Annotated in this window: 14 protein-coding genes, 2 tRNA genes, 1 pseudogene and 1 CRISPR repeat array; of the genes and pseudogenes, 16 read left to right on the top strand and 1 reads right to left on the bottom strand. The window is 63.5% G+C overall.

Annotation, left to right across the window (positions count from 1 at the left end):
* Nucleotides 1-51 precede the first annotated feature (51 nt).
* A complete protein-coding gene (locus AWJ14_RS04925) occupies nucleotides 52-231 on the top strand; it encodes a hypothetical protein (RefSeq protein ID WP_139112533.1) in 180 nt (59 codons plus the stop codon).
* A gap of 243 nt (nucleotides 232-474) precedes the next feature.
* A CRISPR array of direct repeats spans nucleotides 475-2,208; the repeat unit is 31 nt; unit sequence GTTTCGATCCACGCTCCCGTGAGGGAGCGAC.
* A 297-nt stretch (nucleotides 2,209-2,505) separates the two neighbouring features.
* Here AWJ14_RS04925 and AWJ14_RS04920 read toward each other — a convergent pair.
* A tRNA-Val gene (locus AWJ14_RS04920) sits at nucleotides 2,506-2,581 on the bottom strand.
* A gap of 248 nt (nucleotides 2,582-2,829) precedes the next feature.
* Between AWJ14_RS04920 and AWJ14_RS04915 the strand changes: the two genes are divergently transcribed.
* The 15 genes and pseudogenes from AWJ14_RS04915 to AWJ14_RS04845 all read left to right on the top strand — a co-directional run bounded on the left by AWJ14_RS04915 (nucleotide 2,830) and on the right by AWJ14_RS04845 (nucleotide 18,116).
* Nucleotides 2,830-2,906 (top strand) — tRNA-Asp (locus AWJ14_RS04915).
* 574 nt (nucleotides 2,907-3,480) lie between these two features.
* Nucleotides 3,481-3,846 carry an NADH-quinone oxidoreductase subunit A gene (locus tag AWJ14_RS04910; RefSeq protein ID WP_066175704.1) on the top strand — a complete coding sequence of 122 codons (366 nt, stop codon included), beginning with the start codon at nucleotides 3,481-3,483 and terminating at the stop codon, nucleotides 3,844-3,846.
* Complete coding sequence (locus AWJ14_RS04905) at nucleotides 3,837-4,412, top strand: NuoB/complex I 20 kDa subunit family protein (RefSeq protein WP_066175701.1); 576 nt, start codon at nucleotides 3,837-3,839, stop codon at nucleotides 4,410-4,412. Before AWJ14_RS04910 ends, AWJ14_RS04905 begins: the two co-directional genes overlap by 10 nt.
* Nucleotides 4,413-4,423: 11 nt before the next feature.
* Complete coding sequence (locus tag AWJ14_RS04900; protein ID WP_066175699.1) at nucleotides 4,424-5,026, top strand: NADH-quinone oxidoreductase subunit C; 603 nt, start codon at nucleotides 4,424-4,426, stop codon at nucleotides 5,024-5,026.
* 11 nt (nucleotides 5,027-5,037) lie between these two features.
* Entirely contained in the window at nucleotides 5,038-6,228 is a 1,191-nt protein-coding gene (locus tag AWJ14_RS04895; protein WP_066175697.1) for an NADH-quinone oxidoreductase subunit D, read from the top strand.
* A gap of 106 nt (nucleotides 6,229-6,334) precedes the next feature.
* Complete coding sequence (locus AWJ14_RS04890) at nucleotides 6,335-7,489, top strand: NADH-quinone oxidoreductase subunit E (RefSeq protein ID WP_066175694.1); 1,155 nt, start codon at nucleotides 6,335-6,337, stop codon at nucleotides 7,487-7,489.
* A 9-nt stretch (nucleotides 7,490-7,498) separates the two neighbouring features.
* A complete protein-coding gene (gene nuoF / locus AWJ14_RS04885; protein ID WP_066175961.1) occupies nucleotides 7,499-8,806 on the top strand; it encodes an NADH-quinone oxidoreductase subunit NuoF in 1,308 nt (435 codons plus the stop codon).
* 77 nt (nucleotides 8,807-8,883) lie between these two features.
* Nucleotides 8,884-9,705, top strand: a complete 822-nt coding sequence (locus tag AWJ14_RS22535; protein WP_210183497.1) for an NADH-quinone oxidoreductase subunit E — start codon at nucleotides 8,884-8,886, stop codon at nucleotides 9,703-9,705.
* A gap of 106 nt (nucleotides 9,706-9,811) precedes the next feature.
* Nucleotides 9,812-11,912: pseudogene (gene nuoG / locus AWJ14_RS04875) on the top strand (NADH-quinone oxidoreductase subunit NuoG).
* A gap of 14 nt (nucleotides 11,913-11,926) precedes the next feature.
* The gene (nuoH, locus tag AWJ14_RS04870; protein ID WP_066175691.1) at nucleotides 11,927-12,973 is read left to right on the top strand and encodes an NADH-quinone oxidoreductase subunit NuoH; all 1,047 of its coding nucleotides are present in this window, start codon (nucleotides 11,927-11,929) and stop codon (nucleotides 12,971-12,973) included.
* Between the two features lie 61 nt (nucleotides 12,974-13,034).
* Complete coding sequence (nuoI, locus tag AWJ14_RS04865; protein WP_066175688.1) at nucleotides 13,035-13,523, top strand: NADH-quinone oxidoreductase subunit NuoI; 489 nt, start codon at nucleotides 13,035-13,037, stop codon at nucleotides 13,521-13,523.
* 140 nt (nucleotides 13,524-13,663) lie between these two features.
* Complete coding sequence (locus AWJ14_RS04860) at nucleotides 13,664-14,278, top strand: NADH-quinone oxidoreductase subunit J (protein WP_066175685.1); 615 nt, start codon at nucleotides 13,664-13,666, stop codon at nucleotides 14,276-14,278.
* Nucleotides 14,279-14,303: 25 nt separating this feature from the next.
* Complete coding sequence (gene nuoK, locus AWJ14_RS04855) at nucleotides 14,304-14,612, top strand: NADH-quinone oxidoreductase subunit NuoK (protein ID WP_066175680.1); 309 nt, start codon at nucleotides 14,304-14,306, stop codon at nucleotides 14,610-14,612.
* 7 nt (nucleotides 14,613-14,619) lie between these two features.
* A complete protein-coding gene (gene nuoL / locus AWJ14_RS04850; RefSeq protein ID WP_066175677.1) occupies nucleotides 14,620-16,605 on the top strand; it encodes an NADH-quinone oxidoreductase subunit L in 1,986 nt (661 codons plus the stop codon).
* A complete protein-coding gene (locus tag AWJ14_RS04845; protein WP_066175674.1) occupies nucleotides 16,605-18,116 on the top strand; it encodes an NADH-quinone oxidoreductase subunit M in 1,512 nt (503 codons plus the stop codon). Before nuoL ends, AWJ14_RS04845 begins: the two co-directional genes overlap by 1 nt.
* The last annotated feature ends 10 nt before the right edge of the window (nucleotides 18,117-18,126 follow it).

The following is an 18,126-nucleotide window of genomic DNA, read 5'->3' as shown; positions in this document are numbered from 1 at the left end:
ATCGGGCGTGGCCGGCGTTTGATTGCACGCACCGGTTACAAGGAGATTTTCATGCCCGACGTGAACCTGATCATCGTCCTCGCCCTCGTCACTTTCGCCATGGCGGTGGGCTTCATGCTGTTCTCGCTCTATCGCACCCGCCGCGACAAGCGCGACAATGTCAAAAGCGCAGTGCCGCGGGAGGATGTGGCCGAGGCCCGAAAGCGGCCCGGCAACGCGTCCGGCCTTTAGGAGCGCGCCTCGCAGGCGGATAGGAGCATGGCTGGCAGGCGGGATCGCTGAAGCCGCGAAACCCCGTCCCGCGCGCCTCCGGCAAAGGCCGCAGCCCTTCCTTCGGACTTGCCTCCGTCCGGGCGCCTGAGCGGATCAAGGGGCCGGCCCCGCATCGGACCGCTCCCGTCCAAGGCGCACACGCCGGCCGCCCCGGCCTCCGCAGGCTTTCATCCTGCGCGCCACCAGCGTTCCGGCGGAGACGTTTCGATCCACGCTCCCGTGAGGGAGCGACGCGCGAGCGAGCCGCTGCGGACCGTGACCGGGGCGTTTCGATCCACGCTCCCGTGAGGGAGCGACGTCCAACTGAGGAGGCTCCTAGCCGCTCTTTCGCGTTTCGATCCACGCTCCCGTGAGGGAGCGGCGCGGATGACGGCGCGGCTTTTTTCAAGGCGTCTTCGTTTCGATCCACGCTCCCGTGAGGGAGCGACCCGCGAAAAATATTCCCTGGGCGGCGGTTACTACCTGTTTCGATCCACGCTCCCGTGAGGGAGCGACCGTCAAGGTCGCCGTCGATGAGATCGAGGGGGTTTCGATCCACGCTCCCGTGAGGGAGCGACTGTCTTCCGGTTTTGGAGGTCGCGTCATGGGCAGGGTTTCGATCCACGCTCCCGTGAGGGAGCGACATTTTTCCGCTTTTGGTGTCGGGTGATGTCGGCCTGTTTCGATCCACGCTCCCGTGAGGGAGCGACCGCGCAGATCCTGCAGCACGATATTGGAGATATCGTTTCGATCCACGCTCCCGTGAGGGAGCGACTCAAGAAATCCGATGCGATCTACCGCCCAGGCAGGTTTCGATCCACGCTCCCGTGAGGGAGCGACATGTTCAGGGGCTTATCGATGCTGACCACGCCGTTGTTTCGATCCACGCTCCCGTGAGGGAGCGACAGCATGGCCTTGGCGCGCTTGAGCGCGTCCAGGGTGTTTCGATCCACGCTCCCGTGAGGGAGCGACGACCTCATCGGGATCGCCCGAGGGTATCCAGTCGTTTCGATCCACGCTCCCGTGAGGGAGCGACCGAGGCCCGGCGGCTTGAGGCGTGGATTCGCGAGGTTTCGATCCACGCTCCCGTGAGGGAGCGACCACTACGGGTCAAACATGCCGGGCGATCCGCTTTCGGTTTCGATCCACGCTCCCGTGAGGGAGCGACATCACGATCGACCCCGCCGCTCTCAATGCGCGCCATGTTTCGATCCACGCTCCCGTGAGGGAGCGACCCTTGATCCCGATATCCTCGGGCAGCGGCCGCGGGTTTCGATCCACGCTCCCGTGAGGGAGCGACGACCTTGATGCGGGCTGCGGTGCCCGCATGATCGTAGTTTCGATCCACGCTCCCGTGAGGGAGCGACGGTGCTCGACTGGAAAGCCGCCAGCGAGCGAGGCGTTTCGATCCACGCTCCCGTGAGGGAGCGACCGAGGCGCCCGGATCAGCTCGTTTGCTGATGATTGTTTCGATCCACGCTCCCGTGAGGGAGCGACATGTGGTGGGCGTGGCCAAGGTGCATGCGCTGATGTTTCGATCCACGCTCCCGTGAGGGAGCGACGCTCCGCGTCAAGGAGGAGGCGCGGGCCAGGGTGGTTTCGATCCACGCTCCCGTGAGGGAGCGACCTTTGCCCTCATTGTCGAGCGGCCCCCAGGTGCGGTTTCGATCCACGCTCCCGTGAGGGAGCGACCCGATCAGCGCCCAGATCAACGCACAGTGGCGAAGTTTCGATCCACGCTCCCGTGAGGGAGCGACGAAGGCCGGGATCAACGATCAAAATGTCGAGCCAGTTTCGATCCACGCTCCCGTGAGGGAGCGACCGGCTGCCGCTCGGCAAAGCCGACATTGAGCGACGCGTTTCGATCCACGCTCCCGTGAGGGAGCGACGTCAGGGTGCAGTAGGTGGTATCCCCACCCAACCGGGTTTCGATCCACGCTCCCGTGAGGGAGCGACTGTCGTCTTCTAACCCATTGTGGAGAAGGAGAGAACCGCTGCGATGGCGCGGTCCCGTGCGTGCTGGCAGGTTTTTTGGCCGGATGCTGATCCGGTTTTGCGGGATTGCATGCGATCTCAAAGCGTTCAGGCGGGTGCGAACCTGTCGGGATCTGGCGGCACGCTTGCGGTTCGCACCGGTTCCGCCTGATTCCCGGGGTGCGAGCCGGAGTATCGGCTGCGCCGGATATCGGCGCGACACCGCCAAAGCCCGAAAAGGACTCACTCAGTCCATGTGAAGATTTCGGGGGACAGGAATGGTGGGCGATGAGAGACTCGAACTCCCGACATCCTCGGTGTAAACGAGGCGCTCTACCAACTGAGCTAATCGCCCCCAGATCGGTGGCGCCTGATTTAGGGGGTTCGGGACCGTTCCGCAAGCCAAAATCGGCTTCGCCCCCCATCAAATCGCGCTGCAGCGGGGTTCGCGCAGGCCGGAGCCGGGGGCGGGCGGACTGCCATTTTCAAACAAGTTTGCACATTGTCGTTTTTCCTTCGCAAACTCGCTTGACACCCACCGTCGAACCCCTTAATCAGCCGCTCACGGAACGGCGCTCACACACTGTTCCGTCTGAAAAATGCGCGGGTGTAGCTCAGTTGGTTAGAGTGCCGGCCTGTCACGCCGGAGGTCGCGGGTTCGAGCCCCGTCACTCGCGCCATTTTTCAAACCGCCAGCCCTTCGGGGCGGCATCAAGATCACCAAAAATTGCAAATTCGATCCGGTGCTTACGCGCTGCATGCACGCGTCCCGGCCGGCGCGCGCGTGCCATCGCTTTGGCGTCCGTACGCGGGCGATGCGGGCGGCTGATTCTGCGTCTGGCCGGCGGTCGGGGCGCGCCACCCGGTCCGGCTGCCTGCCGGGTCTCCCGGGACGGTGCGCGGCCCGCCTGGTGGCGAGGGACTCAGTGGCCGGGGAGTGGGGCCGCCGGGGCGGAGCGGACGGCGCATCGGCATCCTTATTTCTCGTTAACCCAGTCCGATTTTCAGCCGATTCGACGGGCCGAACGGCAAGTCTTTGAAAAGGCTCGCCGGCTGTTTCGCCGCCGGGGGAGGCGCGAAAGCCCGAAAGCTGGTACTAATGCGGCAAATCCTGCGCATCCTCTTGCTATGGGTGGCAGGCTGCGCTAACCACGCCGCGTTGCAACAAGATTAGCCGCGCAGGTTGAGGGACCGGCACCATATCTTTGGAACCACGCCGGGGCTTCGATTGCAGCGGGTACAGGAACAAACGCCATGACTGAACTTCTGGGCGCATATGTACCGATCGCGATCTTTATCGGACTGGCTTTGCTCATCGGACTGGCATTGCTGATCGCGCCCTTCGCCATCGCCTACAAGAATCCCGACCCCGAAAAACTCTCTGCCTATGAATGCGGCTTCAATGCGTTCGACGACGCGCGCATGAAGTTCGATATCCGCTTTTATCTGGTCGCGATCCTGTTCATCATCTTCGACCTCGAAGTGGCCTTCCTGTTTCCCTGGGCGGTGGCGTTCAGCGAGATCGGCTGGATGGGTTTCTGGTCGATGATGGCGTTTCTCGGCGTGCTGACCGTCGGCTTTGTCTACGAATGGAAAAAGGGAGCTCTCGAATGGGAGTGAGCAACACACCGGTGGTGGCACCTCAGCCAAAGGGAATCATCGATCCCAATACCGGTCGGCCGGTGGGCAGCGACGATCCGTTTTTCGGCGAGATCAACAACGAGCTTGCCGACAAGGGCTTCCTGGTCACCTCGACCGACGAGCTGATCAACTGGTCGCGCACCGGTTCGCTGATGTGGATGACCTTCGGTCTCGCCTGCTGCGCCGTCGAAATGATGCAGATGTCGATGCCGCGCTATGACGCGGAGCGCTTCGGGTTTGCGCCGCGCGCCTCACCGCGTCAGTCCGACGTCATGATCGTCGCGGGCACGCTCACCAACAAGATGGCGCCGGCGCTCAGGAAGGTCTACGACCAGATGCCCGAGCCGCGCTACGTCATCTCGATGGGCTCCTGCGCCAATGGCGGCGGCTATTACCATTATTCCTACTCCGTGGTGCGCGGCTGCGACCGCGTGGTGCCGGTCGACATCTATGTCCCCGGATGCCCGCCGACGGCCGAGGCCCTGTTGTACGGCGTGCTGCTGTTGCAGAAGAAGCTGCGCCGCACCGGCACCATCGAGCGCTAGGAGTTGAGATCATGAGCCAAGCCCTCAAGGACCTTTCGGACTATCTCGGCGAAGCCAAGGGACGCCTGATCGACCGCGCCGAGATCGCCTTCGGCGAACTCACGCTTCTGACGCAGCCGGCGAAGCTGATCGAGCTGATGACCTTCCTGCGCGACGATGCGCAGTGCCAGTTCGTGAGCTTCATCGACATCTGCGGCGTCGACTGGCCGGGCCGGCCGGAGCGATTCGACGTGGTCTATCACCTGCTGTCGCCGCGCCAGAACCTCAGGATCCGGGTCAAGGTGATGACGGCGGAAGATGCGCCGGTGCCGTCGCTGACCGCGGTCTATCCGGGCGCCGACTGGTTCGAGCGCGAGGCCTACGACCTCTACGGCATCCTGTTCACCGGCCATCCGGACCTGCGCCGCATCCTCACCGACTACGGTTTCGAGGGGCATCCGCTTCGCAAGGATTTCCCGCTCACCGGCTTTGTCGAAGTGCGCTACGACGACGAGGTCAAACGGGTGGTCTACGAGCCGGTGGAACTCCGGCAGGAATTCCGCAATTTCGATTTTCTCTCCCCCTGGGAAGGCACCGACTACGTGCTGCCGGGCGATGAAAAAGCCAAGGGGTGAGGACGGGAACCATGAACGAACACAACGTCCGCAACTTCAACATCAATTTCGGCCCCCAGCACCCGGCCGCGCACGGCGTGCTGCGCCTCGTGCTCGAGCTTGACGGCGAGATCGTCGAACGGGTCGATCCGCATATCGGGCTTCTGCACCGGGGCACCGAAAAGCTGATCGAGGCCAAGACCTATCTGCAGGCCGTGCCCTATTTCGACCGGCTCGACTATGTCGCGCCGATGAACCAGGAGCACGCCTTCGCGCTGGCGGTGGAAAAGCTCGCGGGCGTCGAGGTGCCCAAGCGCGGCCAGCTGATCCGGGTGCTCTATTCGGAAATCGGCCGCATCCTGTCGCATCTTCTGAACGTCACCACCCAGGCGCTCGACGTCGGCGCGCTGACCCCGCCGCTGTGGGGCTTCGAGGAACGCGAAAAACTGATGGTGTTTTACGAGCGGGCCTCGGGCGCGCGCATGCACTCGGCCTATTTCCGGCCCGGCGGCGTGCACCAGGACCTGCCGGCCGAACTGGTCGAGGACATCGGCAAGTGGTGCGATCCGTTCCTCAAGACCTGCGACGACATCGAAGGACTTCTGACCGACAACCGCATCTTCAAGCAGCGCAATGTCGACATCGCGCTGGTCAAGCTCGACGATGCCTGGGCCTGGGGCTTCTCCGGCGTGATGGTGCGTGGCTCGGGCGCTGCCTGGGACCTGCGCCGGGCGCAGCCCTATGAGTGCTATTCGGAGCTCGATTTCGACATTCCGATCGGCAAGAACGGCGACTGCTACGACCGCTACCTGATCCGCATGCAGGAAATGCGCGAATCGGTGAAGATCATGAAGCAGTGCGTCAACCTGCTGCTCGGCAAGGAAAAGACCGGTCCGGTGTCCTCCACCGACGGCAAGATCGTGCCGCCCAAGCGGGGCGAGATGAAGCGCTCGATGGAAGCGCTGATCCACCACTTCAAGCTTTACACCGAAGGCTACCGGGTGCCCGAAGGCGCCGTCTATGCCGCGGTCGAGGCGCCGAAGGGCGAATTCGGCGTCTATGTGGTCTCGGATGGCTCCAACAAGCCCTACCGCTGCAAGATCCGCGCACCCGGATACGCGCATCTTCAGGCGATGGACTTCATCTGCCGCGGCCACCAACTGGCCGACATTTCCGCGGCTCTCGGTTCGCTCGACATCGTGTTCGGGGAGGTGGACCGGTGATGCGGCGGAAACTTCACACCCTTGCCCTGCGCCGTAGCGCCAAGACCATGACCCTGTCGCCCTGCGGCGAGATCATTTAGGCCGGAAGAAAGACAAAGAGCTTACCATGTCCGTTCGTCGACTTGCCGAAGACAGTGTCCAGCCAGCGGAATTCGCCTTCAACCGCGAATTCGCCGCCCAGGCGAAGGTCTGGATCAAGAAATATCCCAAGGGCCGCGAACAGTCGGCCGTGATCCCGCTCTTGATGCTGGCGCAGGAGCAGGATGGCTGGGTGACCAAGCGCGCGATCGAATCGATCGCCGACATGCTCGGCATGCCCTATATCCGCGCGCTCGAAGTGGCGACGTTCTACACCCAGTTCCAGCTCAAGCCCGTGGGCAAGCGCGCCCATGTGCAGGTCTGCGGCACCACGCCGTGCATGCTGCGCGGCTCGGAAGCGCTAATGGAGGTGTGCCGCACCAAGATCCATCCCGAACCCTTCCATTTGAACGAGAGCGGAACGCTGTCGTGGGAAGAGGTCGAGTGCCAGGGCGCCTGCGTGAACGCGCCGATGGTGATGATCTTCAAGGATTCCTACGAGGATCTGACGCCCGAGCGGCTCGCCTATATCATCGACCGCTTCGAGGCAGGCCGCCCCGAGGACGTGACGCCGGGACCGCAGATCGCCCGGACCTATTCGGCGCCGGCAGGCGGCTTGACGACGCTCACCAGCGAGATCAAGCCCGGCGGCAAGGGCGGGGCCAAATCGGCTTCGGGCAATGCCAAGTCGCCGGAAGCGACCAAGGCCGCGCGGCCCGAGCGGGATTCGACCGAGACCGACACCAAGTCGCCGGAAAAGGCGAAGGCCAATGTGAAGGCCGACGCCAAGACCGCCGAGACCGCCACGGACGCGCCGAAGATGAGTGCTGCGCGCAAGGCGTCGGACACGGCCAGCGACGCCGAGCCGGCAGCGGCCAAGGCCGCGGATGTGCCGTCGCTCGACGACAAGAACCGGCCGGCCGGCATCGACAAGCCCGAAAATCCGGATGACCTCAAGTTGATTTCGGGCGTCGGCCCGAAGATCGAGGGCATCCTGCATTCGCTCGGGATCTACACCTATCAGCAGGTCGCCTCTTGGAAGAAGGCCGAGCGCGACTGGGTGGACGGGTATCTGAAGTTCAAGGGCCGGATCGACCGCGAAGACTGGGTCAAGCAGGCCAAGGCGCTGGCCAAGGGCGGCGAGGCCGAGTACATCAAGGTCTTCGGTAAGAAGCCGCGATAGAGGTGAATGATGCTAGCTGACAAAGACCGGATTTTCACCAATATCTACGGCACCTACGACAAGTCGCTCAAGGGTGCGATGGCGCGCGGCCATTGGGACGGGACCAAGCAGATCCTGGAAAAGGGCCGCGACTGGATCATCAACGAGATGAAGGCCTCGGGCCTTCGCGGCCGTGGCGGGGCAGGGTTCCCGACCGGGCTGAAATGGTCGTTCATGCCCAAGGAAAGCGATGGCCGGCCGCATTATCTCGTGGTCAATGCCGACGAATCCGAGCCCGGCACCTGCAAGGACCGCGACATCATGCGCCACGATCCGCACACGCTGATCGAGGGCTGCGTGATCGCCGGCTTCTCGATGGGCGCGCATGCGACCTATATCTATGTGCGCGGCGAATACATGCGCGAGCGCGAGGCGCTGCAGGCGGCGATCGACGAGTGCTATGACGCAGGACTTCTGGGCAAGAATTCCAAGCTCGGCTACGACATGGACATCTATGTCCACCACGGCGCCGGCGCCTATATCTGCGGCGAGGAAACGGCCCTTCTCGAAAGCCTCGAGGGCAAGAAGGGCCAGCCGCGGCTGAAGCCGCCGTTCCCGGCGAACATGGGCCTCTACGGCTGCCCGACGACGGTCAACAACGTCGAATCGATCGCGGTGGCGCCGACCATCCTGCGTCGTGGCGGCGCCTGGTTCGCGGGCATCGGCCGCCCGAACAACACCGGCACCAAGCTGTTCTGCGTGTCCGGCCACGTGCAGACGCCGTGCACGGTGGAAGAGGCGATGTCGATCCCGTTCCGCGAACTGGTCGACCGCCATTGCGGCGGCATCCGCGGCGGCTGGGACAACCTGCTCGCCGTCATTCCGGGTGGCTCCTCGGTACCGATGGTGCCGGCCGCCGACATCATCGACACGCCGATGGATTTCGACAGCCTGCGCGACCTGAAATCCGGTCTCGGCACCGCCGCCGTGATCGTCATGGACAAGTCCACCGACGTGGTCAAAGCCATCTGGCGGCTTGCGGCCTTCTACAAGCACGAAAGCTGCGGCCAGTGCACGCCGTGCCGCGAAGGCACCGGCTGGATGATGCGGGTGATGGAGCGCATGGTCAAAGGCAACGCGCAGAAGCGCGAGATCGACATGCTGTTCGATGTCACCAAGCAGATCGAGGGTCACACCATCTGCGCGCTCGGCGATGCCGCCGCCTGGCCGATCCAGGGCCTGATCCGGCATTTCCGTCCGGAGATGGAAGCGCGCATCGAGCAGTACACACGCAATGCCGTACAAAGCCGAAACGAACGGCTGGAAGCGGCGGAATAAGAGGCCCGCAACGCCGGGCCCGGACGAAAGGAAACGTCACGAGGGACGAGAGCCAACAGACGACGAAGGAGAGACTGATGTCGATGTTTTCTTTTCCCCAAGACCTGACTGCAAACGAGATGATGAAATCGATGACCGCCATGACTGAAAGGGCCATGACCGACTGGGGCCGGAGGGCAGATTTCGCCATTCCGCCGCTGATGGTCTATCCTCTCGGCGCGGCGGCCGCGGCCACGGCGGTGGGCTTCGGCATTGCCGGGCAGATGACCGGCCTGGCGATGGGAACCATGCAGGGCGCGATGGCCTCGCAGGCAGCCTTGATGGGCCGGCGGCCGGATCTGAGCTGGATCATGCCGACTTTGGCCGAGGACCTCGCGCCCGAAGATGCGGCGGACGAGCCCGAAGTTGCGGTAGCGGCCACGGCCAAATCGGCCGATGTCGTCACGCTCAAGGCTGTTGATCAGCCAGCGCCGGCAAAGGCGAAGGCCAAGCCGGTCGCTACTAAGGCGAAGCCCGTCGAAAAGCCGGCCAAGAGCGCTGCCGCGGTCGAGAAGCTGAAGGCGGACGCAGAGGTTGCCGCCGCCGGCGCCAGCGAAACCGCGCCGGCACCCGTGAAAGAAGGGATTGCGCCCGCGCTCGCGCCGGAAGATTTCGTCCGTCCGGCCGAAATCGACAAGCCTGCGACGCCCGACGATCTCAAGGCGATCTCGGGCATTGGCCCCAAGCTCGAACAGGTGCTGAACGGCCTCGGGGTCTGGACCTATGCACAGATCGCCGCCTGGACGCCCGAAGAAGTGGCCTGGGTCGACGATTACCTGCAATTCAGCGGCCGGGTCGAGCGGGACGACTGGATCGCGCAGGCCGACGCGCTCGCCAAGGGCGCGGCCACGGCCGGTTAAACCATAACGCCGGGCGGCGCGACCGCCGCCCGGCAAACCACACTCAGGTCCCCGAAAGGGACGCCACGCGGTCGTCATGACCGTTCGCAAAGGTAGGACTGCTTGCATGGCCAAGATCAAGGTTGATGGAAACGAGATCGAGGTGCCGGATCACTACACGCTGTTGCAGGCGTGCGAGGAGGCCGGCGCGGAAGTGCCGCGGTTCTGTTTTCACGAGCGGCTGTCGATTGCCGGCAACTGCCGGATGTGCCTGGTCGAGGTGAAGGGCGGGCCGCCCAAGCCTGCGGCCTCCTGCGCCATGGGCGTGCGCGACATGCGTCCGGGCCCGAATGGCGAGCCGCCGGAAGTGTTCACCAACACGCCGATGGTCAAGAAGGCGCGCGAAGGGGTGATGGAGTTCCTGCTCATCAACCATCCGCTCGATTGCCCGATCTGTGACCAGGGCGGCGAATGCGACCTGCAGGACCAGGCCATGGCCTTCGGCATGGACAGCTCGCGCTACCAGGAAAACAAGCGCGCCGTCGAAGACAAATATATCGGCCCGCTGGTCAAGACGATCATGAACCGCTGCATTCACTGCACGCGCTGCGTTCGCTTCACCACGGAAGTCGCTGGCATTTCCGAACTCGGCCTGATCGGTCGGGGCGAGGATGCCGAGATCACCACCTATCTCGAGCAGGCCATGAGCTCGGAGCTTCAGGGCAATGTCATCGATCTCTGCCCGGTCGGCGCGCTCACCTCGCGGCCCTATGCCTTCCAGGCGCGGCCCTGGGAGCTCGGCAAGACCGAATCGATCGACGTGATGGACGCCGTCGGCTCGGCGATCCGGGTCGACACCCGTGGTCGGGAAGTGATGCGGGTGATGCCGCGCGTCAACGAGGCGGTCAACGAAGAATGGATTTCCGACAAAACCCGCTTCCAGCACCCAGACCCGCTTCATCTGGGACGGCCTGCGCACGCAGCGTCTTGACCGGCCCTATGTGCGCCGCAACGGCCGCCTGGAAGCCGCGTCCTGGAGCGATGCCTTTGCCGCGATCGCCGCTGCCGTCTCCGCCGCCAAGCCCGAGCGCATCGGCGCGATCGCCGGCGACCTCGCCACCGTCGAGGAAATGTACGCGCTCAAGAAGCTGATCGGCGCGCTCGGTTCGGCCAATATCGATTGCCGCCAGGACGGTGCCGCCCTCGATCCGGCGCTCGGACGGGCGAGCTACCTGTTCAATCCGACCATCGAGGGGATCGAGGACGCCGACGCGATCCTGATCATCGGGTCCAATCCGCGCCGCGAGGCCGCGATCCTGAACGCGCGGATCCGCAAGCGCTGGCGCATGGACGAGTTGCCGATCGGCCTGATCGGCGAACAGGCCGACCTGCGCTACGACCACGAATATCTGGGCGCGGGCCCCGAGACGCTGCAGGAGTTGATCGACGGTTCGGCCAAGTTCGCAGCCAAGCTGAAGCGCGCCAAGAAGCCGATGATCATCGTCGGCCAGGGCGCCTTGGCCCGCAAGGACGGCGCCGCGGTGCTCGCCAGCGCCGCCAAGCTTGCCGATGCGGTCGGCGCGGTGACGGGCGACTGGAACGGGTTTGCGGTGCTGCACACGGCGGCCGCGCGCGTGGGTGGCCTCGATCTAGGCCTGGTGCCGGGCGAGGGCGGTCTCGACGCCGCAGCCATGCTCACCGACACCGACGTGCTGTTCCTGCTTGGCGCCGACGAACTCGATTTCACCAAGAAGACGGCCGGCTTCACGGTCTATATCGGCACCCATGGCGACAACGGCGCGCACCATGCCGATGTGATCCTGCCGGCGGCGGCCTATACCGAGAAATCCGGCACCTATGTCAACACCGAGGGCCGGGTGCAGCTGTCGAGCCGCGCGGCCTTCGCGCCGGGCGAGGCGCGCGAGGACTGGGCGGTGCTCCGGGCGCTGTCGGATGTGCTCGGCAAGAAGCTGCCGTTTGATTCGCTGGCCGCTCTGCGCGCCGCGCTCTATGCGGAGTATCCGCATTTCGCCGAGATCGATGTGATTTCCACCGCCGACGGCGGCGCAATTGCGGATATCGCCAAAAAAGCGGGCAAAATGGCCAAATCGCCGTTTGCTTCAACTGTCAAAGACTTCTATTTGACCAACCCGATCGCACGCGCTTCGGCGGTGATGGCCGAATGCTCGGCCCTGGCCCGGACGGCCAGGCCGGTGGCGGCGGAATAGGGCGGGGGAGTATCATGGACGGCTTCATCTCAACATTTGTTTGGCCCGCGGCCATCATCCTGGGGCAGTCGCTGCTCCTGGTGACGGCGCTGCTGATCTTCATCGCCTATATCCTTTATGCCGACCGCAAGATCTGGGCCGCCGTGCAGTTGCGCCGCGGTCCCAACGTGGTCGGCCCTTGGGGGCTGTTCCAGTCCTTCGCCGACCTTCTGAAGTTCGTCTTCAAGGAGCCGGTGATTCCGTCGGGCGCCAACAAGGGCGTGTTCCTGATCGCGCCGCTGTTGGCGGTGACGCTGGCGCTGTCGGCCTGGGCGGTGATTCCGCTCGATGCCGGCTGGGTGATCGCCGACATCAATGTCGGCATCCTGTTCGTGATGGCGATCTCCTCGCTCGAAGTCTACGCCATCATCATGGGCGGCTGGGCGTCGAACTCGAAATACCCGTTCCTGGGCGCACTGCGCTCGGCGGCGCAGATGGTCTCCTACGAAGTCTCCATCGGCTTCGTGATCGTCGCGGTGCTGCTCTGCGTGGGCTCGCTCAACCTGACCGACATCGTGATGGCGCAGGCTTCGGGCGTCGGCACCCGCATAGGCCTGCCGGGCTCGCTGCTCGACTGGCACTGGTTCGCCCTGTTCCCGCTGTTCATCATCTTCTTTATCTCGGCATTGGCCGAAACCAACCGCCCGCCCTTCGACCTTCCCGAGGCGGAATCGGAACTGGTCGCCGGCTTCATGGTCGAATACGGCTCGACGCCCTACATGATGTTCATGCTCGGCGAGTATGCGGCCATCGTGCTGATGTGCGCGCTGACCACGATCCTGTTCCTGGGCGGATGGCTGCCGCCGCTCGACGTGTGGTTCCTCAACTGGGTCCCGGGCATCATCTGGTTCGTGCTCAAGGCCTGCATGGTGTTCTTCATGTTCGCCATGGTGAAGGCCTTCGTGCCGCGCTACCGCTACGACCAGCTGATGCGCCTGGGCTGGAAGGTGTTCCTGCCGATTTCGCTGGGCATGCTCGTGATCGTGGCCTTCGTGGTCAAGCTGACGGAGACGGCGGCGTGATTGCGACCTTCATCCCTTCATTCATCCGGCCGGCTGTTCCGGCCAGACGCGGAGACTGACCATGGCTCTGGCTCAAGCCGCAAAATCGCTGTTCCTGAAGGAATTCGTCGGCGCGTTCGTGCTGTCGATGCGCTATTTCTTCGCGCCCAAGGCGACCGTGAACTATCCTTATGAAAAGGGCCCGGTGAGCCCGCGCTTCCGTGGCGAACATGCGCTCCGGCGCTATCCGAACGGTGAGGAACGCTGCATCGCCTGCAAACTTTGCGAGGCCATCTGCCCGGCGCAGGCGATCACCATCGAAGCCGGCCCGCGCCGCAATGACGGCACCCGCCGGACGGTGCGCTACGACATCGACATGGTGAAATGCATCTATTGCGGCTTCTGCCAGGAAGCCTGCCCGGTGGATGCGATCGTCGAGGGACCGAACTTCGAATTCGCGACGGAAACGCGCGAAGAACTCTACTACGACAAGGACCGGCTGCTCGCCAATGGCGACCGCTGGGAACGCGAACTCGCGCGCAACATCGCGATGGATTCGCCCTACAGGTAAGACACCGGAACGGCGCCCGCGCGCGGCGCGCCGTTTATCATCAGACGCGGGGGCAGGGGCGGCCGAGGCCAAACCTTCCCTCAATCGGGTCAGGAATGTGCATTCCTGCGGCTCGGGGGAAAGACGAAAAGGCGCCGATCATGGGTCTGCAGGCTCTGTTTTTCTATTTGTTTGCCTTCGTGGCAGTGGCTTCCGCCTTCATGGTGATCGCGGCGCGCAATCCGGTGCATTCCGTTTTGTTCCTGATCCTGACCTTCTTCAACGCGGCGGGGCTGTTCCTGCTGACGGGGGCGGAGTTCCTGGCCATGATCCTGCTGGTGGTCTATATCGGCGCGGTCGCGGTGCTGTTCCTGTTCGTGGTGATGATGCTCGACGTCGACTTTGCCGAAATGAAGGCCGGCGCGCTCGAATATGCGCCGATCGGCGCGCTGATCGGCATCATCCTGGTGGTCGAGCTGATCGTGGTGCTGGCCGGCAACTCGTTTCATCCGGCCGCGGCCGGCACCGGGGCGAGCCTGATCCCGCCGGTGACCGAGCGCACCAACACCGCGGCGCTGGGCGACGTGCTCTACACCGACTTCATCTTCTATTTCCAGATCGCAGGCCTCGTGCTTCTGGTCGCCATGATCGGGGCCATCGTGCTCACCCTCAGGCATCGCGAAAACATCAAGCGGCAAGACATCTCGCGTCAGGTCGCCCGGACCCCGGAAACCGCCGTCAAGGTGGTCAAGGTCAAGCCCGGGCAGGGCATTTGAACGCAGGGATGTGAAGGATAACAGAATGGAAATCGGACTCTCCCACTACCTGACGGTCAGCGCGATCCTGTTCACGATCGGCATCTTCGGGATCTTCCTGAACCGCAAGAACGTGATCGTGATCCTGATGTCGGTCGAGCTCATCCTGCTCGCGGTCAATCTGAACATGGTGGCCTTCTCGATGCATCTCAACGACATCGTCGGCCAGGTGTTCGCGCTGTTGATCCTCACCGTCGCCGCAGCGGAAGCGGCGATCGGGCTTGCCATTCTCGTCGTCTTCTACCGAAACCGCGGCTCGATCGCCGTGGAAGACGTCAACATGATGAAGGGCTGAGACAGCCATGTACCAAGCTATCGTCTTTCTTCCTCTCATCGGCGCCCTGATCGCCGGCCTCGGCGGCCGTGCCATCGGCGCGAAGGCGTCGGAATACGTCACCACGCTGTTCCTGATCGTTGCGGCCCTTCTGTCCTGGGTGGCTTTCTTCTCCGTCGCCTTGGGTGACGGCGAGGTGGTGCGCATCCAGGTGCTGCGCTGGATGGACTCGGGCTCGATGACCGCCGACTGGGCGCTCAGGATCGACACGCTGACCGCGGTGATGCTGGTCGTGGTCAACACCGTGTCCTGCCTCGTCCATGTCTATTCGATCGGCTACATGCACCACGATCCGCACCGGCCGCGGTTCTTCGCCTATCTGTCGTTCTTCACCTTCGCCATGCTGATGCTGGTGACCTCCGACAACCTGTTGCAGATGTTCTTCGGCTGGGAAGGCGTGGGTGTCGCCTCCTACCTGCTGATCGGTTTCTGGTTCAAGAAGCCGTCGGCCAATGCGGCCGCGATGAAGGCCTTCATCGTCAACCGCGTCGGCGACTTCGGCTTCCTGCTCGGCATGTTCGGCCTGTTCGTTCTGTTCGGCTCGATCTCGTTCGACACCATCTTCGCATCCGTTGCCGACTATCTGCCGGCCGAAGGCGGCGAAGCGGGGAGCGCGGTGATCACGCTGTTCGGCATGGAACTCGACAAGGCGCATGCGCTGACCGCCGTCTGCCTGCTTCTGTTCATGGGCGCGATGGGCAAGTCGGCGCAGTTCCTGCTGCACACCTGGCTGCCCGACGCCATGGAAGGCCCGACCCCGGTGTCGGCTCTGATCCATGCCGCCACCATGGTGACGGCGGGCGTGTTCCTGGTCGCGCGCATGTCGCCGGTGTTCGAGCATTCGCCCGATGCGCTCACCTTCGTCACCTGGATCGGTGCGATCACGGCCTTCTTCGCCGCGACCGTCGGTCTGGTGCAGAACGACATCAAGCGCGTGATCGCCTATTCGACCTGCTCGCAGCTCGGCTACATGTTCGTGGCGCTCGGTATCGGCGCCTATGGCGGCGCGGTCTTCCACCTGTTCACGCATGCCTTCTTCAAGGCGCTGCTGTTCCTCGGCGCGGGCTCCGTGATCCATGCCGTCTCCGACGAACAGGACATGCGGCGCATGGGTGGGCTGCGCAAGCATATCCCGCTCACCTACTGGATGATGATCATCGGCACGATTGCGCTCACCGGCGTCGGCATTCCCGGAACGATGATCGGCACCGCCGGCTTCTTCTCAAAGGACATTATCATCGAATCCGCCTATGTCGCCCACAACTCCGCAAGCGGCGTGGCGTTCGGCCTGCTGGTGGTCGCGGCGCTGTTCACGAGCTTCTATTCGTGGCGGCTGATCTTCATGACCTTCCACGGCAAGCCGCGTGCCTCGTCGGACGTGATGCATCACGTGCATGAATCGCCGATGGTGATGCTCGTGCCGCTGTTCATCCTCGCGGTCGGCGCCTTGTTCGCAGGCGTGCTGTTCGAAGGCTATTTCTTCGGCCATCACTATGCCGAGTTCTGGAAGGGCGCGCTGTTCACCGGTCCCGAGAACGAGATCCTGGAAGAGTTCCACCATGTGCCGCTGTGGGTGAAGCTGAGCCCGTTCGTGGCCATGCTCTTGGGCCTCGTCACCGCCTGGTTCTTCTACATCCGTTCGCCGGAGACCCCGAAGCGGCTCGCGGAGGATCACCAGATGCTCTACCGCTTCCTGCTCAACAAGTGGTACTTCGACGAGCTCTATGACTTCATCTTCGTCCGCCCGGCCAAGGCGCTTGGCAGGTTGCTCTGGAAGCAGGGTGACGTGCGGATCATCGATGGCTTCGGTCCCAACGGCGTTGCCGCCCGGGCCCAGGACATCACCGGCTGGGTCGTCCGGCTCCAGACCGGCTATCTTTACCACTATGCCTTCGTGATGCTGATCGGAATTGCAGCGCTTGTCACATGGATGATGCTCGGGAGTGCATTCTGATGACCGATTGGCCCCTTCTGTCAGTTGTCACCTTCATACCGCTCGTATGCGTGCTGTTCCTCCTGCCGATCAAGGACGATACCGAGATCGGCCGGCGCAACATCCGCCAGGTGGCGCTGCTCGGCACCACGGCGACCTTCATCATGTCGCTGCTGATCTGGGCGAATTTCGACTTCGTCGATCCCGGCTTCCAGATGGTTGAAAGCATCGAGCTCGCCGGTTCCGGCTTCTCCTATGCGATGGGCGTGGACGGCATCTCGATGCTGTTCGTGATCCTGACCACCTTCCTGATGCCGCTGTGCATCCTGGCAAGCTGGAACTCGGTCGAAAGCCGCGTGCGCGAATACATGATCGCCTTCCTGGTGCTCGAGACCATGATGATCGGCGTGTTCTGCGCGCTCGACATCGTCTTGTTCTACGTGTTCTTCGAGGCGGGCCTCATTCCGATGTTCATCATCATCGGCGTGTGGGGCGGCAAGCGCCGGGTCTATGCGAGCTTCAAGTTCTTCCTCTACACGCTCGCGGGCTCCGTGCTGATGCTGCTTGCGATCATGGCGATGTACTGGGATGCCGGCACCACCGACATCCGGCTGCTGCTCGCCCATGATTTCCCGGCCGGCATGCAGACCTGGCTGTGGCTCGCCTTCTTCGCCTCGTTTGCGGTGAAGATGCCGATGTGGCCGGTCCACACCTGGTTGCCCGACGCGCATGTCGAGGCGCCGACGGCGGGCTCCGTGATCCTGGCAGGCATTCTCCTGAAGCTCGGCGGCTACGGCTTCCTGCGCTTCTCGCTGCCGATGTTCCCGCTCGCATCCGCCGATTTCGCACCGTTCATCTTCACGCTCTCGGTGGTGGCGATCATCTACACCTCGCTGGTCGCGCTGGTGCAGGACGACATCAAGAAGCTGATCGCCTATTCGTCGGTCGCGCATATGGGCTTCGTCACCATGGGCATCTTTGCCGCCAACCAGCAGGGCGTGCAGGGCGCGATCTTCCAGATGCTCAGCCACGGGCTTGTGTCGGGCGCCTTGTTCCTGTGCGTGGGCGTGGTCTATGACCGGATGCACACCCGCGAGATCTCCGCCTATGGCGGTCTCGTCAACAACATGCCGAAATATGCCGTGGCCTTCATGATCTTCACCATGGCGAATGTCGGTCTGCCCGGCACCTCCGGCTTCGTCGGCGAGTTTCTGACCATGGCTGGCGTGTTCCAGGTCAACACCTGGGTGGCGCTGTTCGCGGCAACCGGGGTGATCCTGTCGGCGGCCTATGCGCTGTGGCTCTATCGCCGCGTCGTGTTCGGCGCGCTCGAGAAGGAAAGCCTCAAGGCGCTTCTCGACCTGTCGACCCGCGAGAAGACGATCCTGTATCCGCTCATCGCGCTGACAATCCTGTTTGGCGTCTACCCGGCGCCGATCTTTGACGTGACGGCAGCGTCGGTCGACGCGCTGATCAACAATTACTCGGCTTCGCTGCAGGCAGCGCGCGATCTCGCGCTGTCGGTCAACTGAGCTACGGAGA

This window comes from Parahoeflea olei (assembly GCF_001703635.1).
Lineage (GTDB): Bacteria > Pseudomonadota > Alphaproteobacteria > Rhizobiales > Rhizobiaceae > Hoeflea > Hoeflea olei.
Note: the sequence above shows the minus strand (reverse complement) of the source record. Positions and strands in the feature narration are given on the sequence as shown.

Coding starts and splice junctions, on each gene's coding strand:
- nuoH (WP_066175691.1), top strand. CDS start 11,927: ATGGACGGCTTCATCTCAACATTTGTTTGGCCCGCGGCCATCATCCTG.
- nuoI (WP_066175688.1), top strand. CDS start 13,035: ATGGCTCTGGCTCAAGCCGCAAAATCGCTGTTCCTGAAGGAATTCGTC.
- AWJ14_RS04895 (WP_066175697.1), top strand. CDS start 5,038: ATGAACGAACACAACGTCCGCAACTTCAACATCAATTTCGGCCCCCAG.
- AWJ14_RS04860 (WP_066175685.1), top strand. CDS start 13,664: ATGGGTCTGCAGGCTCTGTTTTTCTATTTGTTTGCCTTCGTGGCAGTG.
- AWJ14_RS04905 (WP_066175701.1), top strand. CDS start 3,837: ATGGGAGTGAGCAACACACCGGTGGTGGCACCTCAGCCAAAGGGAATC.
- AWJ14_RS04910 (WP_066175704.1), top strand. CDS start 3,481: ATGACTGAACTTCTGGGCGCATATGTACCGATCGCGATCTTTATCGGA.
- nuoF (WP_066175961.1), top strand. CDS start 7,499: ATGCTAGCTGACAAAGACCGGATTTTCACCAATATCTACGGCACCTAC.
- AWJ14_RS04890 (WP_066175694.1), top strand. CDS start 6,335: ATGTCCGTTCGTCGACTTGCCGAAGACAGTGTCCAGCCAGCGGAATTC.
- AWJ14_RS04845 (WP_066175674.1), top strand. CDS start 16,605: ATGACCGATTGGCCCCTTCTGTCAGTTGTCACCTTCATACCGCTCGTA.
- nuoK (WP_066175680.1), top strand. CDS start 14,304: ATGGAAATCGGACTCTCCCACTACCTGACGGTCAGCGCGATCCTGTTC.
- AWJ14_RS22535 (WP_210183497.1), top strand. CDS start 8,884: ATGTCGATGTTTTCTTTTCCCCAAGACCTGACTGCAAACGAGATGATG.
- AWJ14_RS04925 (WP_139112533.1), top strand. CDS start 52: ATGCCCGACGTGAACCTGATCATCGTCCTCGCCCTCGTCACTTTCGCC.
- AWJ14_RS04900 (WP_066175699.1), top strand. CDS start 4,424: ATGAGCCAAGCCCTCAAGGACCTTTCGGACTATCTCGGCGAAGCCAAG.
- nuoL (WP_066175677.1), top strand. CDS start 14,620: ATGTACCAAGCTATCGTCTTTCTTCCTCTCATCGGCGCCCTGATCGCC.